This window comes from Rhodopila sp. (genome assembly GCF_965277825.1).
Classification (GTDB): domain Bacteria; phylum Pseudomonadota; class Alphaproteobacteria; order Acetobacterales; family Acetobacteraceae; genus Rhodopila.
In genome coordinates this window covers 5,147,667-5,173,243 of record NZ_OZ255846.1, presented here as the reverse complement: position 1 = coordinate 5,173,243, position 25,577 = coordinate 5,147,667, and the positions used below count along the sequence as shown (strand labels likewise).

Genomic DNA, 25,577 nt, shown 5'->3' with positions numbered 1-25,577 from the left:
GAAGGGATCACGGCAGCGCTCCGGTCAGGAAACAGGCAGTGGTTAATCAATCATGAACCGCGCGAACGAGGCCACAAATTATTAGAATACAACGGTCTGCCCGACCCCGCGCAGGATCAGAACCAGCGCCATCATGACCACCGCAACCAACGAAAAAGCCCAGCGAATCCACACATATCGCGCCGGCACCAGCAGAAGCCGGGCGGCCCGGTGCTCGGCCAACACAGTTGCGAGATAGCCGATGATCAGCACCATCAAGGCGATCGAGGGTGCCACCAGTTGCGCCAGCACCAGCCCGACCCACGCCGCGATCATCGGCAGCGCGCCGGCGACGAAGCGCAGCGACGGCCGCACCGCCCCGGGCAACAGCGCCAGACCCCAGTGCACGCCGCCGGCGAACGCCAGTATCAGCGCCGCGTAGTCGATCAGCGCCACCTGCATGCGCTCCGCCGTCTCGGGGATTTGGCCGACCGCACCACCGGCGAACACGATCAGCGGCACCAGCCCCAGCAGGGTCAAGGTAATGGCGATGGTCGGCATGGCGGCTCCTCGAATCGGCGCGACCTTGTACCCTCATGAGCGCGGCCGACTTATGCTAGACCGCTACAATTCACGTTGATCGTGGATTTCATTCACCTGGGCTGAACATGACCATCGGTTCCGAGATCGTCGTCATCCTGCTGCTGATCCTGCTGAACGGGCTGTTCTCGTTGAGCGAACTGGCGCTGGTTTCGGTGCGCCGAGCCCGGCTGGCGGTGCTGGAGCGCAAGGGTGTCAAAGGCGCCGGCGCGGCGCGCGCGTTGTCGGACGATCCGCAGCGCTTCCTGCCCACCGTGCAGGTCGGCATCACCCTGGTCAGCGTATTCACCGGGGTATTCGGCGGCGCTCGCATCGCCGCCCACGTGCAGGCCTTGCTGGCACCGATCCCCCGCATCGGCGCGTTCTCCGAAAGCCTGGCGCTGGCCATCGTCGTCATCGTCACCACCTACCTGACGCTGGTACTGGGAGAGCTGGTGCCCAAGCAACTGGCGCTGCGCACGCCGGAGCTGATGGCGATCCGCGTCGCCCGCCCGATCGCCATCCTGTCGCGCCTGGTCGGCCCGGCGGTCTGGCTGCTGGGCAAATCCTCCAACGCCATCCTGCGGCTGTTCGGATTGCACCGGGCCTCTCGCCAGTCGGTCACCGAGGAGGAATTGAAGGCGCTGCTGACCGAGGGCGCCCAGGTCGGCGTGCTGGAGATGGAAGAGCGCGACATGATCGAGCGCGTGCTGCGGCTGGCCGACAAGCCGGTGCGCGCGATCATGACGCCGCGCACCGAACTGGCCTGGATCGACCGCAGCCATTCGGCCAATGCGATCACCGCGGCGTTGAAGGCGGCGCCGCACTCGCGCTTCGTGGTGTGCGACAAGTCGATCGACAACGTGGTCGGCGTGGTGCAGGCCAAGGACCTGCTGGACCGCATTCTGGGCGGTGGCGAACTCTCGGTCAGCGCCAGCCTGCGCCAGCCGATGATCGTGCCCGACACGATCAGTGCGCTGGATGCGCTGGAGCGGCTGAAATCCGACACCTTGGGCCTGTCGCTGGTGATGGACGAATACGGCAGCTTTGAAGGCGTGGTCACCGCCGCCGACGTGCTGCAAGCGATCGTCGGCGAGGCACCCGGTCCGGAACACCAGGAAGGCGTCCCCGGGCCCGAGGGCGAGACCACCCTGACGCTCGATGGCATGACCCCGGTGGACGAGCTGAAGGATCGGTTGAACCTGCCCGACCTGCCCGCCGAGGGCAGCTATCACACCCTGGCGGGGCTGCTGCTGGCGCTGCTGCGCCGAGTGCCCAGGCTGGGCGACCGGATTGTGTTCGGCGGCTGGCGCTTCGAGGTCATGGCGATGGACGGCCGCCGCGTGGACAAGGTGCTGGCCGGGCGCGAACCGGCCGCCGAGAGCTGACCGAGGCGGATGCCTCGGTGGCGCACCGCGGGCGGCCGATGCGGGCGGGGTTGTTTGATCCGGACCCGCGCGGGTCAACCCGATCGGTCCTGGTTAACGAAATGTTAAGCCAGCGCGGCGATGCTGCCGGCAACGGGTCGGGGGTCATTGGCATGGTGCGGTCGTGCTGCTGGATTGTTCTGCTCTCGGCCGCGGCAACGCTGGCCCAAGGCGCATGGCCGTGGACCGTCTCGGCCGAAGCCGCAAGGCCTCAAGCGGCATGGTCCCAAGGCGCATCGTCACAAGGCGCATGGTCTCAAGGGGCATGCTCCCAGGGCGCATGGTCTGAAGGCGCATGGTCTGAAGGCGAATGGTCCCAAGCGGCATGGCCCTCGGGCGCACGCGCCGAGAACGCCCTGTACGACGATGCCCCCGGCTTGCAACAGCACCGCGCCGATGCGCATCACTCCGACCCCGATCGCGGCGATTGGCGTCACCATCAGCGTCGTCACCCCCGCGTCCTGACCCTGGGCGCCCTCGACCCGTCGCGTCTCGGCCCGGCACAGGCCGGTTTCTCATACCGGTGTGATTCCCCCGCCGGGTATTATCCCTATATCCCGACCTGCCAGACACCCTGGCGGCTAGTGCCGTCGGTGCCGCCCAGATAACGACCATGCCGCTAAGGACCATGCCATGCCACCATTGACCCGCCCGGCCGCGCTTCTGGTGCCGCTGCTGCTGCTGAACGCCTGCGCATCGGAACCGATGGGCCCGTCGGTTGCCGTGATGCCCGCCCCCGGCAAGCCGTTCGACGTATTCCAGGGCGATCAGGCGCTGTGCAAGCAGTTCGCCACCAACGAAACCCAGGGCGGGGCGCAATCGGCCAACAACCGCCAGATCGGCACCGCGGTGATCGGCACCCTGCTAGGGGCCGGCCTCGGCGCGGCGATCGGCGGCGGACGCGGAGCGGCGATCGGCGCCGGCGCCGGCGCGTTGGGCGGCACCGCGGTGGGCGCCGGGCCGGCCGGGCAGGCCCAAGGCAGCCTGCAGCAGCGCTACAACCTGGCCTACTCGCAATGCATGTATTCGCGCGGCAACCAGGTTCCCGGGTTCGTGCCGGCCGGATCGCCACCGCCGCTGCCGCCCGGCTACGCCCCGCCGCCTCCACCGCGCGGCTACCCGGCGCCCCCCAGCTACCCGCCCGGCTACCCACCGCCGCCGCCCGGCTATCGTTGACCGATCCTTAAAAGTAGCCAGAAAGCTGCTCATCCGCGGCTGCTTTTTTTCAGCAACCGCATCACCGACCTTGATCGTTCAAGCCAAGTCGATTCGATACGCAACACGAAACCCAGACGCGACCCGCTTCGTCCCAAACCGCCTTGGTCGCGCCGTTCGCGCGATCGCAAACGCGACATTAATCACGATCGCAAATGCGGCATTAATCACGAAGGAGGAGAAAGCCCCCGAGCTACCCGGAGCCGTCGAGGTACAGGAGCCACGAGAGACACGCAAAAGGATCAAGCACGCCTCGCTGACCCGAAAGGTCCCGGGGTCCAGTAAATCACCGGTAACGGTCGCGGCGACCCTAAGATAGGCCCGCCGGACAGCTTATCGCGGCACCCAGCGGCGGCACCCCCCCGCGTCTCCACCCGAACCGATCGTAGAAAGTCCAGCACGCAGCCTAGCGTCCCGTCCACCGCGCGATGAACTTCGTGCCTCCGTGTCTTTGTGTTGAATAAGCACCAAACACCGCACGAACCCAGCCCCGGACCTGATGACCGACATCCCGCTTCAAATCAGTGCCCCCGCCCCACCGGCCATCAACCCGTAAACGCTGGTTCAACACAAAGACACAATGACACCAAGCAACCCTCCCGTCAGCAGATCACCACCGAGCGATCCAGATCGGTCTCAACGCCGCCGCCAATCACCCATCGCCTAGCGAACCGGCAGTCTGGCCGAACAGGATCTTGCGCGATTGTTCGCTGTGCTGGCCGCTGCGCCGCAGGTCCTTGGCCAGATCGACCCCGCGCCGCACCGCTGGACGCGCCTTGATCAGGTCGCGCCAGCGCGACACGTTGGGAAACTCATCCAGAGACTGCCCCAGCGGCTTGGCGATCAGCACCCACGGCCAGGCAATGATGTCGGCGATCGAGTAGTCGTCCAGAATGAACCCACGCCCCTGCAGCCGGCGCTCCAGCACTCCCAGGCAGCGGTTGTATTCCCCGGCGTAGCGCTGATGCGCATACAAATGATCGCCCGGCTGCACGCTCTTGGCATAGTTGACGAAGTGACTCAGTTGCCCGGCCATCGGCCCCAGGTTGCCGACCTGCCAGAACAGCCACTCCAGGCACTCCTTACGACCCTTTGGCGTCGAGGGCATCAACCGGCCGGACTTCTCCGCCAGATGGATCAGGATGGCGCCGGATTCAAAGATCGGCAGCGAACCGTCCGCGGTATCGTGATCGACGATCGCCGGCATCCGAGCATTCGGACTGATCGCCATGAAGTCCGGCTTGAACTGATCCCCGGCACCGATGTTCACCGGCTTCAGGCTGTACGCCAGCCCGGTCTCCTCCAGCATGATGGAGACTTTCCAGCCGTTCGGAGTGGGCCAGTAATAGAAGTCGATCATGCCGCCTGCTCCCGCGCCGCCAGCGCCTCGATCTGTTCGCCCGAGTAGCCCAGTTCCGCCAGCACCTCGGCGGTGTGCTCGCCCAACGCCGCGCCGCCCTGAGCCGGGCCGCCCCGGCTGGCGGAAAACCGAGCCGCCGGACGCGCCTGGCGCAGCCGTCCGGCGCCTCTGTGCTCGGTTTCCTCGATGATGCCGTTGGCGATCACCTGCGGATCGCTCAGCATCGCCGAACGGGTCAGCACCGGCGCGCACGGCACGCCCGCCTGCGTCAGCCGCTCCAGCCAATCCTCGGCCGAGCGGGTGCGCAACGCCTCTTGCGTCAACATCAGCCGTTCGTCGATATGGCGCTGGCGCAGCGCCGGGGTCTTGAAACGCGGGTCGTCCAGCCACTCCGGTCTGTCCAGCGCGCGAGTCAGCGCGACCCATTCGCGATTGGTCTGCACCGCGGCGCTGATCGGGCTGGTCGCGGTTTCATAGATCAGGTCGATGAAACTGGCCGCCTGCTGCTGCGGGATTTCCTCACCGACGAAGGTCTGGCTGCCCATGTCGGAGGCCCACAGAAACGCGATCACCGCGTCCAGCATCGACAGCCGGATATGCTGGCCCTGGCCGGTCCGCTCGCGTGACAGCAGCGCCGCGGTGATCGCCTGGGCGGCATTGTAGGCGGTCAGCTTGTCGGGAATGATGGTGCGCACCAGCCGCGGCCGTTCGGTATCCGATCCGGCCTGGATCGAGGCCAGCCCCGACACCGCCTGAACCAGCGGATCATACACCGGCTTCTGCGCATACGGCCCGGTCTCGCCGAAGCCGCTGATCGAGACATAGACGATCGCCGGCGCCACCGCGCGCACCGCGTCCTCGCCCAGCCCCATCCGTTCGGCCACCCCGGGCCGGAAATTCTGCACCAGCACGTCGGCCGTGCTAAGCAACCGCAACATCGCCTCGCGCGCCGCCGGGCTCTTTAGGTCCAGCGCCACCGAACGCTTGTTGCGATTGTTGTTCAGGAACGAGGCCGAGAAGCCGTTGCGGCGGTTGTTGGCGGCGCGGGTATGGTCGCCGCCATCGGGGTTTTCCACCTTGATCACGTCGGCCCCCTGGTCGGCCAGGATCATGGTCGCCAACGGACCCGAGATCATCGAGGTCAGGTCAACGATCCGGAAGCCGTGCAGCGGGCCGGGCATGGCAGATCCTTGCGGTGGTTGAACCCACGATATGGGGTCACCGGCAGGGCGCGCAAATCCGCCGATAATACCGACGCCCGCCATGACCCACCCGACCCGCTCCGGCGCCCGAGCGACCCGCTCGCCGCCGACCAGATCTCGCCCGACCATAGGGTCGCCTTATGATGGCAGGAACTCACGCCGTCACGCATACTGCAAACGGCAGGAGGTAAGCGTCGCCATGCCGATCTCGGTCACATCCACCACCGACCGCCCCGACTTCGTTCCCTTGGTCGCGCGCTGGCTGTGGGACGCGTTCTGGCGCCACACCGACAAAACGCCTGACCAGCTTCTTGAAGCCGTCCGTCGGTCGGTTACGGGCCAGCCGATGCCGCGGACCTTCATCCTGCTTGCCGACGGCGAACCGGTCGGCACCGCCAGCCTGGTCGCCCACGATCTGGACGACCGCCCCGACCTGACACCCTGGCTTGCCGGCGTCTTCGTCAGTCCCCACGCAAGAGGCCAGGGTTATGCCGCTCGTCTGGTCGCCGCGGTGGAAAACACTGCCGCGGCGGCATCGATCCCGACGCTTTGGCTTTATACCAACACCGCTGAACGCATCTATGCCCGTCTCGGGTGGCAGACGACCGAGACTATCCAACACAACGGGAAACCGTTCGCACTGATGCGGCGCGAGCTACTTTAGCCTTGGGTCCGCATCCAAAGAACCCGCATCTTGCGATATCCAGGACGTCGGCGACCCGAATTCAATCGCGAAGCAACCCGTTCGGCCTGACCGCCAGGCGGCCGTGACCGGCAGCCAGCGACAGGCGGCCAGTGACGGGCGGCCAGCGACGGGCAGCCAGCGACGGGCGGCCAGTGACGGGCGGCCAGTGACGGATGGCCAGTGATAGATGGCCAGTGACGGGCGCCGATCGGAGGCGGCCAGAGTCGGAGCTGGACGAACGGAAATCGCCGAAAACGCGTTCCGCTGGCGGCCGGAACCAGACCCAATATCTTGGTGTCATTGTGTCTTCGTGTTGGATTACTGCCATTGAAACCGAGGACCGGTCGGCTCGTGGCACTGATTTGAACCGGTCGTCGGACATCGGGTCCGGGTCCGGGTTCGTGCGGTTTTTGGTGCTGAATCAACACCAAGACACAGAGACACGAAGTTCACAGCGCTACCAACCCGTACTCGACCCGTCGCGGCCATGTAGCCCATATTAGGAAATTTTCCTTGATATTTTAGAATAATCTAAGGTAAAAAACCTAATCACCGTCAAGAGCGTGCCGGCATGTCAGAAACCATCGCCATCGCCCCCACCGAAGCCGCCGACGAACCCCTCGGGTTCGATCCCGCCGACATCCTGTTGAATCTCGTGGTCAGCCTTCTGGTTCCGCTGTTCATCACCGCCGCCGGCGGCGAGCTGTACTTCGCTCGCATGGCCGCGCTCGCAACCATCGGCCGCACCCAGGCCGACCTGCTGACCATTGTGCAGATCATCAGCTTCAGCCTCGGCGCCGCTGACTCGGTCTGCCGGTCGATGGCCGACGACCTGCCGCTGCCGATGGTCCTGCGTCTGCGCGGCAATGCCAACAGCACCGCCCGCACCGCCGAGCGCAACCGCCTGGTGCTGACCGCCGCGGCGAATGCCGAACCGGCCGCGCCCCCCAACCCGCCGCACCCCGAGCCGCCGCGCCCCCAGCCGCCACACCGAGAGCCGCCGCGCCCCCAGCCGCCACACTGGGAGCCGCCGCACCCCGAGCCGCCGCACCGGGAGCCGCCGCATCGGGAGCCGCCGCGCGCGGACGCCCCACACCCGGACGTCCCGCTTCCGAACACTCCACGCCCCGACCCCCGGCCTCCCGCTTCGCCACCCTCCGCGGCGCCGCGCCCCACCTCGCCAGCCCCCGCCTCGCCAGCCCCCGCCTCGCCAGCCCCCGCGTCGCGAGCCGCTGTCTCGCAGCAGCCCACGGCCGCGCCACCGTTCGCGGCCGAACCCAGCGAATCCGAGATCCAGCAACTCTGGGCCAATGCAATGAGCGTGGTCGCCGCCGAATACGCCGCCGGTTTCGATCACCTGCCGCCCGACCAACGCCAAGCCGCGCAGACCCACATCCGGGCGCTGAACAACTGCGCCGTCGAACTACGCTCCGGCAAGCCGCCGACCCGCCCAAGACCGGGTGACCTCGGCACCGCAACGCCGAACCCGACCTGACCCCATACCCGTTCGGCCCCGCCGCCGCGCATCGAGGCAGCTCCACCCGGATGCGACCGCAACGCCGCCGGATGCAGCATTCCTGATCCGCCGCGATTGCCGATCCGCCACCCGAGACCCACCTCTGGGGCCCGTCCAGGAGGCTACCGGATGTCCGGCTTCTTCTACTACCTGCTGACCTTCGCCGAATCCGTCACCTCGGTGGTCGGGCTGCGATTTCCTTACGAACAGCCGCGCTACGTGGTGGAGCAGGACATCGGCCACAGCGCCGAAATCCGCCGCTACGATCCCCGCCTCGCGATCGAGGCCACGATCGACGACCCCGACCGCGGCAAGGCCGCCAGCGAGGCCTTCAGCCTGCTGTTCCGCTACATCACCGGGGCCAATCAGCGCGACCAGAAGATCGCCATGACCGCGCCGGTGCAGACCCGCTCCGAACGCATCGCCATGACCGTGCCGGTGCAGACCACCAGCGCCAATGACCAGATCGCCATGCGCTTCTTCCTGCCGCAAGCGGTGGAACAGGCCGGCGCGCCGGCGCCGCTCGACCCGCGCCTGCATCTGGTGCGGATCCCGGCTACCACCATCGCCGCGCTGCGCTACAGCGGCATCGCCACCCAGGCAACGCGCGACCAGAAAGCCGCGCAACTGAAGCAGATCCTTGCGACCACCGCCTGGAAGCCCCAGGGCGAGGTGTTCCAGCTCAACTACGACCCGCCGTTCACCATCCCCTTCCTGCGTCGCAACGAGGTCGCGGTCACCGTCAGCAAGTAAACCGGATCACCCGGCGAACGCCACCGTCGCTGCCTCGCGCCGCGCCGGCCAGCCCTCAGGTTCGACGCCGCTTACAAGGCGAGCTCCGCCATCGCGCCCTCGTGCCGCAGCAGCCAGCGCTTGCGTTCGACGCCGCCGCCATAGCCGGTCAGCGCGGCGTTGGCGCCGATCACCCGATGGCAGGGCACGATGATGCCGATCGGGTTGGCGCCGTTCGCCATCCCCACCGCCCGCATCGCCCCAGCGCGGCCGAGCCGGGCGGCCAACCGGCCATAGGTCGTGGTCTCGCCGACGGGGATGGCGCGCAAAGCCGCCCACACCGCGCGCTGAAACGCCGTCCCGGCGGTCTTCACCGGCAGCCGCTCGATCGCCGCCAGGTCGCCGCCGAAATACGCCTCCACCGCCCGTCGCGCCGGGGACGCGCCTGGCCGCGGCCGCAGCTCCACCTCGCCGCAGTGCAGCCGCAGCAATTGGTGCATGCGCGCCGTGTGGTCCTGCCACTCCAGCGAGCGGACCTGGTCGTCGTCATCGGTCAGCAGCAGCATCGGCCCGGTCGGCGTCGCCACCTGCTCGATGTGGAACGGTGCGCCGCTCATGCGCCGCTCTCCGCGCGCGCGGACGCGCCAGACGCGGAGCGTCCAGGACTGGGAGCCGCGGAGCGTCCAGGACTGGGAGCCGCGGAGCGTCCAGGACTGGGAGCCGCGGAGCGTCCAGGATTGGGAGACCCGGAGCGTCCAGGATCCGGAGACACGGAGCGTCCAGGATCCGGAGACGCGGAGCCCGGATCTGGCGTGTGAGCCGGAGACTCGAACAAGCCCCGACGCGTCGCGCTTCCCCGCTGCGCGCCACTGGCCCACAAATGCTGCGCCGCATACGCCCGCCACGGCCGCCAGCTTTCCGCTCGGGCCAGCAGCGCGCGCGCCGTCGGCCGCAATCCGGCGGCATCCGCCATCGCCCGCATCAGCCCGATATCGGCCGCCGGAAACGCGTCCCGCTCACGCAACTGGCGCATGGCGATATACTGCGCGGTCCATTCGCCGATGCCCGGCAGCGCCCGCAATTGTGCCACGGCCTCCTCCAGGCTGCGCCCGGTGGCGAAGATCCGCGGTTCGGCTACCACCGCCGCCGCCACCGCCAGCAACGCCGCGCCGCGGCTGCGCGGCATGCCCATCGCCGCCGGATCGGCCGCCGCCAGCATCGCCGGATCGGGAAACACGTGGGTCAGCGCGCCGTCCGGAGCCTGCAACCGCGCGCCGAACCGAGCCACCAGCGCGTCGGCCAGCCGAATCGCCCCCGACACCGTGATCTGCTGGCCCAGCACCGCCCGCACCGCCAGCTCGAACCCGTCCCAGGCGCCGGGCACCCGCAGCCCGGGCCGCGCCGCGACCAGCGGTGCCAAGGTCGGGTCCTTCCCCAATTGCTCAGCGATCGCATCCGGATCGGCCGCCAGGTCGAACACCCGGCGCAGCCGGGCGATGATCCGCGGCAGCGCCGACAGAACGGGAAACCGTACCGTGGCGCAGAGCGCGTTGCCCCCGGCCGGGCGCACCGAAACGGTGCCCTGGCGCCCGTGCAGCCCGATGCTGCGGCGATAGACGTCACCGTCCACGCTCTCCACCCCGCTGATCGCCCGCGCCCGCAGAAAATCCAGCATCGCCGGCCAGTCATACGGCGGGCGATAACGCAGCTTCAGGCTGATCTCACCGTCAGGGCCAGCCGACACATCCCGTCCGGCGGAGCGCCGCAGCGCCGTCGGCGGCCGCTTGAACAGCGTCTGGAAGGTGTCGTTGAACCGGCGCAGGCTGCCGAATCCTGCCGCCATGGCAACCTCGGTCATCGGCAGCCTGGTCTCGTGGATCAACTGCTTGCCCAGCAGCACCCGCCGGCTCTGCGCCACCGCCACCGGAGACGCGCCCAGATGCTGCTGGAACAGCCGCCGAAGCTGCCGCTCTCCCACCCCGACCCGGCCGGCCAGGGCATCCACCGGGGCATCGTCCAACGCGCCCAACTCGACCAGGGCCAGCGCCCGCGACACCGTGTTGGACGCGCCGTGCCAGGCGCCGAGATCGGGCGAGGTCTCCGGCCGGCAGCGCAGGCAGGGCCGAAACCCGGCCTCGTGCGCCGCCGCCGCGGTGGGGAAGAACACCACGTTCTCCGACCGAGGCGTCCGCGCCGGGCAGATCGGACGGCAGTAGATCCCGGTGGTCTTGACCCCGGTGAACAGCCGCCCGTCGAAGCGGGCGTCGCGCACCGCGATGGCGCGATAACAGGCGTCGTGATCCAGATCGAGGCGCCCCGCCTCGATGCCCGCCTCGACCTGCTCGATCCCGGCCTCGATCCCCGGCTCGATCCCGGCCTTGACCGTGGTCTCCATCCCCGGCTCAATCCCGGCCTCGATCGTGGTCTCGCTCCCCGGCTCGATCCCGGCCTCGATCGTGGTCTCGCTCCCCGGCTCGATCCCGGCCTCGATCGTGGTCTCGATCCCCGGCTCGATCCCGACCTCGATCCCGGCCTCGATCCCGGCCTCAATCCCTAGCTCGGTCCCGGTCTCGATCCTTGCCTCGGTCCCGGTCTCGATCCCTGGCTGGATCGTGGTCTCGATCCCTGCCTCGGTCCCGGTCTCGATACCTGACTCGATCGTAGTCTCGATCCCGGCCGCGACCCCAGCCTTGATCCCTGGGTAGGCCTGCGGCGATTTGGCACTTGCTGGCTGGGTCACGTTCATGCGCTCCGATTTGTGCCGGGTTTTGGCACACGCCGGGTGACGCGTCTGGCCGTTTTCGGACCTGATTGATTGCGCCGCTTGCGGTCCGCGGCGGCGCTCACGTTCCCAGGCGCCAGCCGATGTCGGCCGCCATCTGCTCGAAGAAGTCGATGTCGTAGGCGCGTTCCGGGGCTTGCCGGACCCGCTGGTCCAGCCCGTGCGCATCCTCGCCCACCAAGATCCGCCAGCGGTCGGCCTTGACCCCCTCCAGGATCGCGGTCGCCGCCGCCGCCGCGGTCATCGGCGCCTCCTCGATGAAGCGGCGCGCCCGTTCCGCCATCATGGCGCGGATGTCTTCGTCCGACATCGACGCCGCGTCCGCTCGGGTCGAGGCCATGCGTGCCCGCGCCAAGGCAATCTCGGCCGGGCTGATCTCGTCGGAGTCGTGGCCGCCCTGCACCTTGCGCGAGTTCCCCACGATCGAGGTGCCGATATGGCCCGGCATCACCACCGAGCAGCTGATGTGCGGCGCATTGATCCGCAGATCGGTGATCAGCGCCTCGGTGAAGCCCTTGACCGCGAATTTCGCCGCGGCATAGGCGGTGTGCGGCACCTTCGGCCCGATCGAGGCCCAGAACCCGTTGACGCTGCTGGTGTTGACGATATGACCCTGGTCGGCGGCTTGCAGCATCGGCAGGAACGCTCGGGTATTGTGGTAGACCCCGCCCCAGCAGACGTTGAAGGTCTTCTCCCATTCCTCTCGGCTATGGGTGAACAGGCTGCCGCCGCCGCCGATGCCGGCGTTGTTGAACAGCAGGTGGATCTTGTCGGTGTCCTGGCGGTGCGCCACCTCGGCGGCGAACCGCTGCACCTGTGCCTCGTCCGAGACATCGGCGACATGGCTGCTCAGCCGCAGCCCCTGCGGCAGCCGAGCGGCCTCGCATAGCCGCGTGGTCTCCGCCATCGCCCGGGCCGAGACGTCGCACATCGCGACGTTGCAGCCCTCGGCGACGAGCTGGCGCACCAGTTCGCGGCCCATCCCGGTGCCGCCGCCGGTAACAACCGCGATCCTGCCGGCGAAATCCTTCATTGCGTGACCTCCCTACGGCTCGGCTTGGGCGCACCGCCCGAGGCAGCGGCGCCGCCTTGCGGTCTGAACGCAGCGCCGTCATCCGTCAATCGGCCAGCCCCTGCCGCCCAGGGTACTCGCATTTGGATTTTCTGTCGGCGCTATTCGCCGGATGCGGCGTTACCAACAGAAGCGCCGGACGCGACGTGATCGAGAGAAGCGCCGGACGCGGCGTGATCGAGAGAAACGCCGGACGCGGCGGGACCAGAGAAGCGGTTTGCCACCGCCGATGCACGCCGATAGCAGTTTCGCTAAAAGCTCGGTGCAAAGACCTCCGTTGCGCATCCGTGGTTCCAGAAAAATGCGATTACCCTGACCTGTCGCCGCGCCGGGAAAAACGGTCAGCCGCGCTTTGCCGTCACCGTCACCGCGGTGCGGATGCTGGCCCCGCCGGGGATCAGCTTGACCGCGAAGCTGTCGCTGCCGGTGAAACCGCGATCCGGCGTGTAGTCGATCCGGGTTTCGTCCCCGACCTCGTGGATCAGCACGTTGCCGTGGTCCGGCCGTTGCGTCAGCAGTCCGGCCTCGTATGGCTTGGGGCCTTCCTGATGCACGCTGATGGCGCACCAGCCGCCGTCATTGGCCAGTTTCATCGCGGTCTCGGACCCGGTATTGGCGAGCGGTGTGATCTTGCCCACCTCGCAGGCTTTCGCCGCCCCGGCCAGGTCGGCGGCATAGACCCGCGGGCCGGATACGGAAGCCGCGTTCTGCAAGCAGCCGCCCAGCGTCAGCCCGCTGATCAAGAGCACGGTCATCGGCAGCATGGTCCGCGAGAGCATGGTGCCCGAGAGTATGGTCCTTGAGAGCGTGGTCCCCGAAAGCATGGTCCCCGAAAGCATGGTCCCCGAAAGCATGGTCCCCGAAAGCATGGTCCCCGAAGGCGTGGTCCCCGAAGGCGTGGTCCCCGAAGGCGTGGTCCCCGAAGGCGTGGTCCCCGAAGGCGTGGTCCCCGAAGGCGTGGTCCCCGAAGGCGTGGTCCCCGAAGGCGTGGTCCCTGAAAGCGTGCTCCCCGAAGGCGTGGTCCCCGAAAGCGTGCTCCCCGAAAGCGTGTTCCCTGGCCCGTGCCGCTTGCAGCCCGCACGAGGGCCTACTCGGTTATCGGTCATATTGCCTGCGCCCTGTCCAAAGCTGTCGAACCGTGACCGGTCACGATCGAGTCGTGTCAACGATCCGGCGCGGCGCACATAGACCGCTTGGGGTGGCTATTGGAAGCCAGGATTGCCAATTTGCGCGGCATCCTGCGGAACCCGGCGGAATTGGCTGATGTCGTAGCCTTTATCCCGCATCCGCTGGAGCAGGGATTGATAGGCTGCGTCCGCGATCACCGGCTTGCGGGCGAACACCCAGCCGTAGCCTCGGCCGGGGTAGCCGACCAGGGCGGTCTGGTAGTCCGGATCGACGTACAGGATCAGATACGACAGGTACAACGGCCAGAACGGACTTTCCCGCCAGCGCGCGTTGCCGGTGCCGGGCACCACGTAGCCCTTCAAGGTGTAGGATTTGGTCGGCGCGTCGAATGTTTTGGGGTGCGCGGTGTAGACGTCGGTCAGCTTGTCGCCGGCCTGGAAGCTGATGTCGAAGTAGCTGCCGACATTACCCTTTTCGGCGAAATACGGAATGTTGGCGATCACGTACCAGCGCCCGGCATAGCGGTCCAGCTCCACCTTCGGCGCCAGGGTCAGCGGCGCGGAGTCGCCGCTGCACGCAGCCAGAGCGGAGACCCCGAGCGCCGCGATCGCCAGCACGGCCAGCTTGCGTGCAACCGCGGTGCGTTTGGTTGGTTTGCCGGTCGCCAGGGTGGCTGTGGCGAGCAACGGTGTGGCCAGGATGGGTGTGGCCAGGATGGGTCTGGCCGGGGCGCGTTTCATCAGAGTGCGTTTGTTGGGTGCCATGCGACCTTGCTACGGACCGGCCAGCGGTTCGGATCATAAACGAATGGCTGGGGCGTCGGTTGCCCGACAGGATCCGACCGCTCGATTGGCTGTGAGTATCAGATACACCGAGCCCTCAATACACTGGGCTGGGGCGGGTTCGGGTGCCGCGAATGAACGGGGCTGGGATGCCCGGACATGCACGCGGCCCTGAGCTGACAGACAACAGAGCGCCGGCTTCCTCCCGGCCCACCGACAGAGCAGGCGGTGGGTTCACACCAAGCCGCCACCGCCGTCCACCGGGAGGATCTGTCCGGTCGTGTAGCTGTTCAGCATCAAATACACATAGGCCGTGGCGGCCTCGGTCGGCGACCCGGCGCGCGGCAACGGCAAGCCGGCGACGTAAGTCCGCTGCATGTCGGGTGGCATTTGCTTTACATGATCGGTCAGGATGAGACCTGGACGCACAGCGTTGATCCGCAGCGGAGCGAGATCGACGGCAAGGCCGCGCACCAGGGACTCGACCGCTCCGCCGATCGCGGTCGCAAGCAAAGTCGCTCTCCTGGGGCGATGGGTGAGCATACCGCTGGTCAAGGTGATAGACCCGTTTGCAGCGACTAGGCGGCTGGCGTGCTTGACGGCGGCGAGCGCACCCCAGAAACGCACGTCGAAGCCGTTGCGCGCCGCGGCGAGATCGAGGTCCTGCGTGGCCCGGAACAGCCTGCCGTCCCAGTCGCCCGCCGTGATCGCGAGATGATCGAACGCGCCGAGGTTCTGCGAGAAGCCTGATACGCTCGCTTCGTCCCGCAGATCGACGGTGGCGCCCTTGGTTCCGCTCAAGCGCTCGACGGCCGCCGCGACATTGGCCGCATTGCGGGAAGCGATTAGCACCTCCGCGCCCTGCGCTCGCGAGAGCGCGGCGACCGCGAAGCCGATGCCCGAGGCGCCGCCGATCAGGACGACACGTTTTCCCGCAAGCGACATCGTCGTATCACTCATCGTTCATCTCCTGTGAAAGCCACTGCGGCTATCGTCATTTCTTGCCGGCCGGGGGCGGCCGATCCAGGGCCGCCGATCCGGAGCCGCCGATCCAGGGGTGCTGGCCTGAGGCTGCCGGCCTCTGGCTGCCGACCCAAGGCTGCCGATCCGGGGAGGCCGACCTGGGGCTGCCGATGCGGAACTATTGGGTGAAATAGGCCGGGTGATCGAGATCGGCGATCAGCCCGGGCTGTTCCGGCTGCCAGCCGAGCAAGGACTGGGTCTGCGCGCTCGATGTCGGGGCGTCGTTGCCGGCGAACGTCGCGATCCAGCCGAAATGCTGGGCCGCTTCTTCGGGTGACTTCGAGACCACGGGGATGTTGAGGCGGCGTCCGATCACCTCGGCGATCGCCTTCAGCGGCACGCCGAACTCGGCGATGGCATGGAACGGCCCGTCGGTGGCGCCGCGTTCCAACGCGAGCCGATAGACGCGGGCGGCGTCGAGCCGATGCACCGCCGGCCATTGGTTGAGCCCGTTGCCGATGTAGGCGGACGCGGCGTTCTCCCGCGCCAACTGAATAAGCCGCGGAATGAAGCCATGGTCGCCATGGCCATGGACCGACGGCGCAAGCCGGATGGTGGTTACCCGGACGCCGCGTTCCGCAAGCGCGGCCGCCGCCGCCTCTGACTTGCGGGGATAAGAGGCCGAGTGGGCGGGCGGTAGATCCGCCTCGGTCGCCATGCGGCCAGGGGCGAGCAGCAGCACCCCCGACGTCACCAGCAGCGGACGGTCGGAGCCTTCAAGCACCGCGCCGATCGCTCCGATGGCGCCGGCGTCCTCGGCACAATTCGCCTCGAATTTCGAGAAATCGTGGTTGAAGGCGGTATGGATCACGCCATCGGAGCGCGCGGCGCCGATCCGCAGACTGTCGAGGTCATCGAGCGCGCCACGATGAACCTCGGCGCCTGCCGCGGCGAGCGCTGCTGCCGCGTTGTCCGAGCGGGCCAGACCCAGGACCTGATGGCCGGCGGCGATCAGGTCGTTGACGACGGCGGAGCCGACCCAGCCGGTGGCGCCAGTCACAAATACACGCATGATCGATCTCCAGGTTTCGACGGAGACAGATCTTTGCTCGTTGGGTATCCTGGTAAAGTAGTGACATCATCATCGTATAATGGGTAACAGGATGGGCGAGCACAGCATCAGCGGGACCCTGCTGGGAACCTATCTGAAGGACCGCCGCGCGAAGCTCGATCCGGCGGTGCTGGGCTTTTCGGCGGCGCGGCGCCGCACTCCTGGCCTGCGCCGCGAGGAGGTCGCGCAGCGTGCCAATATCAGCCCGACCTGGTACACGTGGCTTGAGCAAAGCCGCGGCGGCGCACCCTCGGCCGACGTGCTGGACCGGATCGCCCGCGCACTGATGCTGACCGATGTCGAGCGGGAGCACCTGTTCCTGCTTGGCCTGGGCCGCCAGCCCGAGGTGCGCTACCGCAAGGACGAAGGCGTCACGCCGCGGCTGCAGCGCGTGCTCGATGCGTTGGAACCGAGCCCGGCCTTTATCAGGACCGCGACTTGGGACGTGGTCGGCTGGAACCGGGCGGCGACTGTGATGCTGACCGACTATGGGTCGCTGCCGCCGGAGCAGCGCAATGTGCTGCGTATCATCTTTCTCAATCCTGGCGTGCGCGCTGCGCAACATGATTGGGAAAGCGTGGCGCGGTTCGTGGTCGGCGCATTCAGGGTGGATGCGGCGCGTGCGGGAGCGGCGGCCGAGGTGCAACCTCTGGTCGACGACCTCTGCCGGCTGAGCCCTGAGTTCAAGGCGATGTGGCCTGACAACGACGTCCGCAGCCACGGCGAGGGTGTGAAGCAGATACGACACCCGGTTCTCGGCCCGATCGCGTTCGAATATTCAGCGTTCGCGGTGGACGGCCGACCGGACTTGAGCATGGTGGTCTACAATCCGGCGACGCCGGCGATGGCGGAACGGATCAGGTCATTGGTGAAGGCGCGGTCGGGCGAAGTTTTTGCCAATGGGAAACGATAACGCGGCTCGGTTGGCTCGTGCCAGGGCAATGGCGGTCGCTTTGCCGATCGCCCGTCGCGCGCTCGTAACCAATGCCGCCTGTCCCGTCAGTGCTGTCGTTTTGCGTTCCTGTCGCAATGGCATCGCCGTTGTCATGACAACCGTCACCCAGCGAGCGCGGGGTGCCAGGCGTGGAAGTAAGTTGTCATGACAACTGTCACCCAGCGAAGCGTGGGGTGCCGGGCGTGAACGTCATTTGTCATGACAACCGTCACCCAGCGAGCGCGGGGTAGCGGGCGTGGAAGTCGGTGACCGACTGAAACGCGTGCGCGGCGCGCAGCAGAAGCGGCTCTGACAGATGTTTGCCGACCAACTGGAAGCCAACCGGCGCACCGCGTTTGTCGAACCCGCCATTCAGCGTGATCGCCGGCATGCCGGTGAAGTTGAACTCGGCGGTGTAGCGCAGCAAATGCGCCAGATCGCCCTTCGCCATCTCGATCCATTCCGCGGCACCTGGTGTCGTGGTTTTCATCACCGGCACCAGCAATACATCGACGTCCTGCATCGAAGCGGCCACTTGTCCGGCGAACTTGCCGCGGGTGATCTGCGCCTTGCCCAGATCCATCGTACTCACCGACGCCGCCCCGGCCAGGAATTTGCCAAGCCCCGGCCCATACTCCTTCGCTCGGTCGGGATAGGTTTTTTCATGGGCGATCGCGGTTTCCGTCATGCACAGGTGGCCCCAGGCGGTCGCCGCCTCGGTGATCGGTGGGAATGTCACCGGCACCAGCCGAGCGCCCAGCGTCACCAGAGAGTCGCTTGCCGCCAGCAGCACGGACAGCAGCTCGTCGTCGAGGCCGTCAAACGCGTACTCCTGGGCGATGCCGACGCGCAGGCCGCGGATGCCGCCATCGAGTTCGCCAAGGTAGTCGGGCACCGGCGCCAGCAGCGCTGTGGTATCGTTCGGATCGGCGCCCGCGATGGCCGCCAGCACGGCGGCGCAATCGGCGGCGGTGCGGGTCATCGGACCAATGTGATCAAGCGATTCCGACAGATGGCAGATGCCGTAGCGACTGACCCGTCCCCAGGTCGGCTTCAGCCCGGTCAGCCCGCAGCCCGACGACGGATAACGGATCGAGCCGCCGGTGTCCGATCCTAGCGACGCGTAGCACAACCCGGCGGCCGTCGCGGCACCCGAACCGCTCGACGAACTGCCTGTCCAGACCTCCGCGTTCCACGGATTGAGCGGCGTTGGCATGTTGGGATGGTGGGTCGCGTAGGCGCCCTCGGTCATTGTCAGCTTGCCAAGGATGATGGCGCCGGCGCGTTCCAGCCGTTCGACCACGGTTGCGTTGTACGGCGGGACAAAGTCCTTGTGGATGAACATGCCGGCCGCGGTTGGCGCGAACGTGGTGTAGCAGAGGTCTTTCACCGCGATCGGTACGCCATGCAGTGGGCCGCGCCAGAAGCCGCGTTTGATCTCGTGCTCCGCGACACGGGCTTGCGCCATCGCTCGGTCGGCCAGAAGTGTGGTGTAGGACTTCAGGCTGCCATCGTGCTGCTTGATGCGCGCCAGCAATGCTTCGGTCACCGTTGTTGGCGTTATGGCGCCGGATTTCAGTTTCGCCGACAGATCCATCAGGCTGAGATAGTGCAAGGGTTCAGATGTCATTGCAGTGCAACTCCAGCTTAGTGGTTATCGAAGATGGCGGGCGAGTTTGGCGCGAACCGCGTTTGCCTCAGCCGGTGTTGGGCACGCCGGATTGCGCGCCGGCGCAGCCGCAAGCTTGCTGTCTGTCACGCCACCGCACGGAGATGGGTGCGGCTGGTCATCAGCGGTTGGATGCGCTGGCCGAACTGGTCCATGCCGACGACAAAATCGTCGAACGTCAGCATGATGCCCGCGGTAGCGGGCACCGCGGCTGCTTCATCCAGCATGCGTGCGATGTTGGCGTAGGAGCCGACCAGGGTTCCCATGTTGAAGTTCACCGGCGATGTTGTCTGCGTCATCCAGCGTGCCGAGGAACCGGCATCGGCGTTGCTGTCGGCGCCGGCCTGGAGGCCGAGATAGGACAGCGCCTCGGCATCCGCGCCGTCGACATAGCATTGCCATTTGGCGAACGCGGCGTCATCGGTTTCGTCGGCGATAACCATCATCAGCGGATAGCTGCCGACATCGCGTCCGGTTTTCGCCAGTTCCGCCGATAGCCGAGCATTGGTGGCGGCGTAGGCGGTGGGCGTGTTGAGCCCGCTGCCAACGCAGAAATTGTAGTCGGCAAACGCGGCTGCGAACTGCATGCCGCGCGCGCTCTGACCGGCGCATACCAGCGGCACCAAGGCAGCCGGGCGGGGGCTCAGGCGACAGTCGTTCATGGTATAGAATTCGCCCTTGAAGTCCGAGCGTCCCTCGGTCCAGAGCTGGCGCAGGATCGTGGTGTACTCGGTCAGCATGTCGTAGCGACGTTCGTAATGTGCCTCGCCCGGCCACAGGCCCATCTGGTCATATTCGGCTTTCGCCCAGCCGGTGATCAGGTTCACGCCGAACCGGCCGGGCGCGATGCTGTCGATGGTGCTGGTCATGCGCGCAACGATCGCCGGCGGGATGGTCAGCGTCGCGGCGGTGGCATAGAGCCGGATGCGGCTGGTGACCGCAGCGAGCCCGGCCATCAGGGTGAAGGATTCGAGGTTGTGGTCCCAGAACTCGGACGCGCCGCCGAAACCGCGCAACTTGATCATCGACAGCGCAAAATCCAACCCATACTGCTCGGCCTTCCGCACCACGGTGCGGTTCAGCGCGAAGCTGGGTTTGTACTGTGGCGAGGTCTTGGAGATCAGCCAGCCGTTGTTGCCGATCGGAATGAATACGCCAATATCCATGAGTTCAGCTCCGTGATAGATCTATCGGTTGCCCGGGCACAGCACGCCTGGGTTCCGGCTCAGGCCGCGATCGTGTGTGGCTGTTTCATGGCTGTATCCTCGACTGGAGGACGATCCTCCAGCAGACGCACATCGGTCGCGGACCAACTGGCCACGGCCTGATCGCCGATATCGATCGGATCGACGAAGTAATTTTCATCAAGCACATTGGCGACGAACTCCTCGCCGTTGGCGAGATCGATCGTGATCTTGACGTATGAGCCCTGGTTTTCGATGGTGTGGACCTCGCCGGTGACGCTGTTGGGCAATTCACGGCACAACTCGCCCGGGGCCGGCCGGCGCACGGCGATGCGGTCTCGGCGGAGCGAGGCGAACAAGGTTTCTCCGGCCGCCACCCGAGCACCCTTAAGCGGCACATCGATATGCGCGCCGGTGCCGGTCAACATCATTGCCCGGCCATCGACCAGGCGCTCTACCGCGCCGGACAGCACGTTCTGCCCGCCGATGAAGCGCGCGACGTAGGCATTGCGTGGGTGCAGGAAGATATCGCGGGCCGATGCGGCCTGCTCGATGCGGCCTTGTTCCATGACCACAACGGTATCGGCGACGGCGGTTGCCTCGAGCTGGGTGTGGGTCACGTGGACGAAGGTGATGCCAAGCTCGCGCTGAATGCGCCGTAGTTCGCCGCGCATGCGCAGGCGCAGGTATTCGTCGAGCGCCGATAGCGGCTCGTCCAGCAGCAGCACCTGCGGGTTGGTGATCAATGCGCGTGCCAATGCAACACGCTGTTGCTGGCCGCCGGACAGTTCCGATGGCAGCCGGTCGGCAAATGCCTCCAACCGCACCTTCTCCAGCAGCGTCCGCGCGGTGGCGTGGCGTTCGGTCTTGCCGATGCCGCGCACCTTCAGGGCGAAGGCAACATTGTCGATCACGCTGCGATGCGGGAACAGCGCGTAGCTCTGGAACATCATCGCGGTGCCACGTTCAGCGGGGGGCAGGGTGGTGACGTTACGGTTTCCGATCAGTACGTCGCCGGAGGTGGGAAATTCGTGACCGGCGATCATGCGCAGGATCGTCGTCTTGCCGCAGCCGCTGGGCCCCAGCAAGCAGCAATAGGCGCCGTTATCGACGCGTAGATCGAGCTGGTTTACCGCCGGCGGCGCACCGGGGGTGTAGATCTTGGACACAGCGACGAGTTCGATCTGGCCGTTTTTCGGGGCGGTGGCCATGGCGGGTCTCCCGTGATCGGTGGAAAGCGTCGCGTCAGGGCGAAAGCCGGCGGTGGATGCCGCGAGGTGGCGCGATCGCCGCCGCTGGATCAGGGCGATCGAGCCGAGGGCGGTGCCGATCACGACGAACGACACCAGCGTGGTGACCGTGCCGACCGCGTACAGCGCCGGCGACGTCACGTTGGTGGTCATCGCCCAGATCTCCAGCGGCAGCGTGTTCTGGCTGCCTGCCGTCAGCACGGTGCGGGCGAACTCGTCGTAGGACAGGGTGAAGCCGAACAGGGCAACTCCGATGATGCCGGGTAGCAGGATCGGCAGCGTCACCTCCCGCGTGCCCTGCCAGGCGGTGGCGCCAAGGTCGCTGGCGGCTTCTTCGTACGATCGGTTGAAGCGGCCGATCACGGCGAACATCACCAGCAGGCCGAACGGAAGCGTCCAGGTTAGCTGGGCGCCGAGGCCGGAACTGCGCCAATCGGTCTGCCAGCCGAGCAACTGGTAGATCAGGGAAATGCCCAGCCCGACGAACAGCCCCGGCATCACCAGGCTGGCGATCACCATGTAGAACACGACGCCTGAGCCGAAGAAGCGGCGGCGGAAACCAAGTCCGGCGCTGACGCACATCAGTACCGAGATGACGGCGACGACCGCGGCCAGTTCGATCGAGCGGACGAAGGTCCCGGCAATGTCGCCGCTGCGCCCGTTATCGATCAGTTCGTGGAACCAGTGCGTCGAGACGCCGCGCAGCGGGAAGGTCAGACCGCCTTCCGTTCCCTGGAAGGACAGGATGTAGATGACCAGCATCGGCCCGTACAGAAACGCCAGGAACAGCACGAAGCAGAGGGTCAGCGCGTAGAACGTCCACGGGCGATTGTTGGCGATCGTTGTTTGCATGGTGTTGTCCATCAGGTGGCGAGTTCCTTGCGCACATCGACAACGCGAAGGATCCCGGCCACCATCATCATGACCACGATCACCAGGACGACGGCACTCGCCGCTGCCGGCGGATACTGCAGCGCGGCGATCTCGTTCTGCAGTGCCGACACGACCGAAGCGCTTTGACCGCCGCTCATGACCTTGACGACGAAGAAGTCGCCCATCACCTGCGTCACCACGAAGATCGAGCCAAGCGCGATACCGCTTTTGCAGAGCGGCAGTACGATCTCGCGCAGGATGGTCCAGCGCGACGCCCCGGCATCCTTTGCCGCCTCGATCAGGCGTGTGTCGATGCGGGCCATCGAGTTGAAGATCGGCACCATCATGAACAGGGTGAACAGGTGGACATAGGCGACGATCACGGCGAAGTCGGAGAACAGCAGGAACTCAAGCGGGTGCGAAATCAGGTGCATGCGCAGCAGTGCCGAGTTGATGATACCATTGGTTCCAAGGAACGGAATCCAGGAGATCATGCGGATGATCGTGGAGGTCCAGAACGGCACCGAGCACAGCAGGAACAGGCCGATCTTGAGCAGCAGGCTGTGGACGTGGAACACCAGGTAATTGGCCAGTGTGAAGCCGATCACCAAGGTGATTGCCCACACGATGACGGCGTATTTCAACGAGCTCAGGTAGAGCCGCTTCGTCGTTTCGGAGGTGAAGATGTCTGTGTAATTATCGAGGATGAAGGTCGGGATGATGTCGGTGTGCCCGAAGTCGAAAAAGCTGACGACGACGACGACGATTACGGGAATGCCGAAGAACAGTAACAGTACGGTGGCGAGCGGGCCGATTTGCAGCCAGGACGCGAGAGTTGGGCGTATCCTCATGCCGGTGTGCGTTCCCTGTAATGGAAATGGGCCTGAGGATCAGGCGAGATAGCGGGCGGGCGGATGACCGCCCGCGCCTGATCACGCCGACCTAGGTCTGATTATGCCGAGATGAAGTCGTTCCACCGCCGCGTGAGGTAGCGGTCTTCGTCCATCACGGTGTTCCAGACCTTGACGTTACCCTCGCGCTGCCAAAGCGAGCCGCCGTCGCGTACCGCACCCTTCTTCTCCATCAGGTTGCCGTAGGGGTCCTTGATGTCCACGGCGGCCGGCTTGCCCTCGTACCAGTAGTCCCATTCCTCCGGCGTCATGAATTTCCGCGCGGTTTCGGGCACTGGGGTGTAGTAGCCTTGTTTCGCGATGAAACCACCTTGCCAGCCGGAATTGTACCAGTTGAGGTATTGCATCGCGCAGTCGGACTTCAGGCCGGTCAGGTGCGCCATCGGGGTAATGCCGTTGCTCCAGCCGCGGTAGCCTTCCTTCAGCGGGGCGAAGTAGCAGTCGATCCCGCGTGAGCGCACGGCGGTGACGGCGGGCGACCACATCGACTGGATTTCGACCTCGCCGGACGCCATCAAGTTCACCGACTGGTCGAAATTGCTCCAGAACGCGCGGAAATGTCCGGACTTCTTCAGGGCCTCCATGAGTTTGACGGTCTTGTCGATCTCCGCCTTGGTCATGTTGCCTTTGTCGACGTATTTGACCTGGTTGGTGGCCTCCAGCGCCATCGCTGCGTCGATAATGCCGACCGGCGCGTAGTCGACCAGGGCCGCCTTGCCGTGATATTTCGGGCTGATCAGGTCGCCCCAACTGGTGACCTTGTCGCGTCCGCCCACCATGTCCGGGCGGACGCCCAAGGTGTCGGCGTTGAACAGACTGGGCACCATGGTGAGGTAGTCGGTCGCCGTGGTGGCAAGCTTCTTGGCGTCGGGCCCGGTCCAGAACCCGGTCTTCATCGGCGAGAGTCCCTGCGTCGGGATCGGCCTGCCGTCGGGGAATTTGCCGGTGGTGAAGATCGGCACGGTCTGGTCCCACAGCTTGTAGTCCTTGACCGGGATCGGCTTCAGCACGCCTTTGCCTACCATGTAGGCGATCGAGGAGTTGTCGATGTTGTTGATGTCAAAGCTCTGCGGCTGGGTGAGCGTCCGGCTGAGCTGGGTCGAGGGATCGACCACCTGCATCTCGACCTTGAAGCCGAGGTCCTTGCCAGCCTGATCGCCGATTTCCTTGATGCAGGCGTATGAGCCGCCGATGTGGATGAGCTTCACGTCCTTGATGTTCTGCGCCCAGATTGTCGGGAATCCGGTGACGGCTCTTGAGCCGATCGCGGCACCCGCACCGATGGCGGCGCCCTTCAGGAGCCGGCGGCGCGACAGCCCCGGCTGATTGCCCGTTGTCTTGCTGCTTGTGGTCACGCCAGCCCCCTTTTCCAGATTTGCCCGACAGCCCGGTAATGGCACACAGCGTGGCCATTACCGGGCGTTACGCTTTGCGATCTGGGCTCGATGATGCGGACTTCGTGATGCAAACGACGTACCAATCATGCGCAATCTGGGCGCAGGCGGGGTCATCGCATATGGATTTTCGGTCGGGGGTGTTCGGCGGACGCGGTGTGAGCAAGAGAAGCGGTTTGGGACCGCAGATTCACGCTGATGGCCGCAGATAGGCGTTATGCTGGAAACCGAGTTTGAAGACCTTGCATATGCTTTCCGTGGGTTGGGCGTCGTGCGGTTGGGTCAGATGCAATTGCCCGGGGTGCGCGCAAAGTTCATTGGTCGAGGCGACGAGGACGACGATCCAGGTAACGGCGGCGGACGGCGCGAAAGCGGCGGTGCCCCCGCTATTGCCGTGTGTCGTCGTGAGGGATGTGTTCAGCGCATAGGTTGTTCATCGGTTTTGCGTATGGGACATATGCAACGAACGCTCTACTGGCGCCTGGCGGACGCGCCATATAGATGCGTAAGGGCATCATTTTGAATTCGTCTCGATGACCCTTGTTATGGAGATCGACAAATGAGGCAATTGATGTTCGCTGCCGTGGCGGCGCTGGCGATTGCGACCGCGGCACCGGCTTTCGCGGCTGGAGGCGGCGGCAGTGGCGGCGGCGGGACCGACAATCCGATGCCGGGCGCACAGTCTTCTACCGCAGCGACTGGTAGTGCGGCGACTGGTAGTGCGGCGACTGGTGGGGAGTAGCGTCCGCGGCCGGCGTGCCTCGTGTCGGGCGTGTGACGGCCTGGACGCCGCCTGCCCGCAGCGAAGGTATGGCTTTGGCGAAGCGTC

Annotated in this window: 21 protein-coding genes and 2 pseudogenes; 6 read left to right on the top strand and 17 right to left on the bottom strand. The window is 66.2% G+C overall.

The genetic code is table 11. The features are described from left to right. Window positions 1-81: 81 nt before the first annotated feature. A complete protein-coding gene (locus ACQY4T_RS24865; RefSeq protein ID WP_428536124.1) occupies window positions 82-540 on the bottom strand; it encodes a DUF3429 domain-containing protein in 459 nt (152 codons plus the stop codon). 107 nt (window positions 541-647) lie between these two features. On the opposite strand from ACQY4T_RS24865, the gene ACQY4T_RS24860 reads away from it, so the two are divergent. Continuing rightward, window positions 648-1,946: a hemolysin family protein gene (locus ACQY4T_RS24860; protein ID WP_428536122.1), complete on the top strand. Its 1,299-nt coding sequence runs from the start codon at window positions 648-650 to the stop codon at window positions 1,944-1,946. A 672-nt stretch (window positions 1,947-2,618) separates the two neighbouring features. Further along, window positions 2,619-3,161 carry a YMGG-like glycine zipper-containing protein gene (locus ACQY4T_RS24855; protein ID WP_428536120.1) on the top strand — a complete coding sequence of 181 codons (543 nt, stop codon included), beginning with the start codon at window positions 2,619-2,621 and terminating at the stop codon, window positions 3,159-3,161. A 691-nt stretch (window positions 3,162-3,852) separates the two neighbouring features. On the opposite strand, the gene ACQY4T_RS24850 is transcribed toward ACQY4T_RS24855, so the two are convergent. Beyond that, on the bottom strand, window positions 3,853-4,560 hold the full coding sequence (locus tag ACQY4T_RS24850) for a glutathione S-transferase family protein (RefSeq protein ID WP_428536118.1): 708 nt from the start codon (window positions 4,558-4,560) through the stop codon (window positions 3,853-3,855). Next, window positions 4,557-5,741, bottom strand: a complete 1,185-nt coding sequence (locus tag ACQY4T_RS24845; protein ID WP_428536116.1) for a CaiB/BaiF CoA transferase family protein — start codon at window positions 5,739-5,741, stop codon at window positions 4,557-4,559. Before ACQY4T_RS24845 ends, ACQY4T_RS24850 begins: the two co-directional genes overlap by 4 nt. A 220-nt stretch (window positions 5,742-5,961) precedes the next feature. Here ACQY4T_RS24845 and ACQY4T_RS24840 point away from each other — a divergent pair, with 220 nt between their 5' ends. From ACQY4T_RS24840 to ACQY4T_RS24830, 3 genes are all read left to right on the top strand, one after another. Continuing rightward, window positions 5,962-6,426 (top strand): GNAT family N-acetyltransferase, encoded by a 465-nt coding sequence (locus ACQY4T_RS24840; protein WP_428536114.1) that lies wholly within the window; start codon window positions 5,962-5,964, stop codon window positions 6,424-6,426. 592 nt (window positions 6,427-7,018) lie between these two features. Continuing rightward, complete coding sequence (locus tag ACQY4T_RS24835) at window positions 7,019-7,942, top strand: hypothetical protein (RefSeq protein WP_428536112.1); 924 nt, start codon at window positions 7,019-7,021, stop codon at window positions 7,940-7,942. A gap of 150 nt (window positions 7,943-8,092) precedes the next feature. Further along, window positions 8,093-8,716, top strand: coding sequence for an SOUL family heme-binding protein (locus tag ACQY4T_RS24830; protein WP_428536110.1), 624 nt, complete (start codon window positions 8,093-8,095; stop codon window positions 8,714-8,716). A gap of 71 nt (window positions 8,717-8,787) precedes the next feature. On the opposite strand, the gene ACQY4T_RS24825 is transcribed toward ACQY4T_RS24830, so the two are convergent. The 9 genes and pseudogenes from ACQY4T_RS24825 to ACQY4T_RS24785 form a co-directional block, all read right to left on the bottom strand. Next, a complete protein-coding gene (locus ACQY4T_RS24825; RefSeq protein ID WP_428536108.1) occupies window positions 8,788-9,312 on the bottom strand; it encodes a methylated-DNA--[protein]-cysteine S-methyltransferase in 525 nt (174 codons plus the stop codon). Beyond that, a complete protein-coding gene (locus ACQY4T_RS24820; RefSeq protein ID WP_428536106.1) occupies window positions 9,309-11,435 on the bottom strand; it encodes an AlkA N-terminal domain-containing protein in 2,127 nt (708 codons plus the stop codon). The genes ACQY4T_RS24825 and ACQY4T_RS24820 overlap by 4 nt, the downstream gene beginning before the upstream one ends. A gap of 103 nt (window positions 11,436-11,538) precedes the next feature. Then, entirely contained in the window at window positions 11,539-12,510 is a 972-nt protein-coding gene (locus ACQY4T_RS24815) for an SDR family NAD(P)-dependent oxidoreductase (RefSeq protein ID WP_428536104.1), read from the bottom strand. Window positions 12,511-12,890: 380 nt separating this feature from the next. After that, complete coding sequence (locus ACQY4T_RS24810) at window positions 12,891-13,304, bottom strand: hypothetical protein (RefSeq protein WP_428543082.1); 414 nt, start codon at window positions 13,302-13,304, stop codon at window positions 12,891-12,893. A 39-nt stretch (window positions 13,305-13,343) separates the two neighbouring features. Continuing rightward, a pseudogene (locus ACQY4T_RS24805) lies at window positions 13,344-13,418 on the bottom strand (hypothetical protein); the annotation flags it as partial. 122 nt (window positions 13,419-13,540) lie between these two features. Next, window positions 13,541-13,630 (bottom strand): annotated as a pseudogene (locus ACQY4T_RS24800) (hypothetical protein); the annotation flags it as partial. 121 nt (window positions 13,631-13,751) lie between these two features. Then, window positions 13,752-14,441, bottom strand: coding sequence for a lipocalin family protein (locus ACQY4T_RS24795; RefSeq protein WP_428536102.1), 690 nt, complete (start codon window positions 14,439-14,441; stop codon window positions 13,752-13,754). 252 nt (window positions 14,442-14,693) lie between these two features. After that, window positions 14,694-15,419: an SDR family oxidoreductase gene (locus tag ACQY4T_RS24790; protein WP_428536100.1), complete on the bottom strand. Its 726-nt coding sequence runs from the start codon at window positions 15,417-15,419 to the stop codon at window positions 14,694-14,696. Window positions 15,420-15,600: 181 nt separating this feature from the next. Beyond that, complete coding sequence (locus ACQY4T_RS24785) at window positions 15,601-16,494, bottom strand: SDR family oxidoreductase (RefSeq protein ID WP_428536098.1); 894 nt, start codon at window positions 16,492-16,494, stop codon at window positions 15,601-15,603. A 91-nt stretch (window positions 16,495-16,585) separates the two neighbouring features. Between ACQY4T_RS24785 and ACQY4T_RS24780 the strand changes: the two genes are divergently transcribed. After that, window positions 16,586-17,446 carry a helix-turn-helix transcriptional regulator gene (locus tag ACQY4T_RS24780; protein WP_428536096.1) on the top strand — a complete coding sequence of 287 codons (861 nt, stop codon included), beginning with the start codon at window positions 16,586-16,588 and terminating at the stop codon, window positions 17,444-17,446. Between the two features lie 250 nt (window positions 17,447-17,696). Here ACQY4T_RS24780 and ACQY4T_RS24775 read toward each other — a convergent pair whose 3' ends face one another. The 5 genes from ACQY4T_RS24775 to ACQY4T_RS24755 form a co-directional block, all read right to left on the bottom strand. Further along, window positions 17,697-19,097 (bottom strand): amidase, encoded by a 1,401-nt coding sequence (locus ACQY4T_RS24775; protein WP_428536094.1) that lies wholly within the window; start codon window positions 19,095-19,097, stop codon window positions 17,697-17,699. A 125-nt stretch (window positions 19,098-19,222) separates the two neighbouring features. Continuing rightward, window positions 19,223-20,302: a pyrimidine utilization protein A gene (gene rutA / locus ACQY4T_RS24770; protein ID WP_428536092.1), complete on the bottom strand. Its 1,080-nt coding sequence runs from the start codon at window positions 20,300-20,302 to the stop codon at window positions 19,223-19,225. A 59-nt stretch (window positions 20,303-20,361) separates the two neighbouring features. Then, complete coding sequence (locus tag ACQY4T_RS24765) at window positions 20,362-22,422, bottom strand: ATP-binding cassette domain-containing protein (protein WP_428536090.1); 2,061 nt, start codon at window positions 22,420-22,422, stop codon at window positions 20,362-20,364. 11 nt (window positions 22,423-22,433) lie between these two features. Continuing rightward, complete coding sequence (locus ACQY4T_RS24760) at window positions 22,434-23,294, bottom strand: ABC transporter permease (RefSeq protein WP_428536088.1); 861 nt, start codon at window positions 23,292-23,294, stop codon at window positions 22,434-22,436. Window positions 23,295-23,395: 101 nt separating this feature from the next. Beyond that, window positions 23,396-24,709, bottom strand: coding sequence for an ABC transporter substrate-binding protein (locus tag ACQY4T_RS24755; RefSeq protein WP_428536086.1), 1,314 nt, complete (start codon window positions 24,707-24,709; stop codon window positions 23,396-23,398). Window positions 24,710-25,577: the final 868 nt, after the last annotated feature.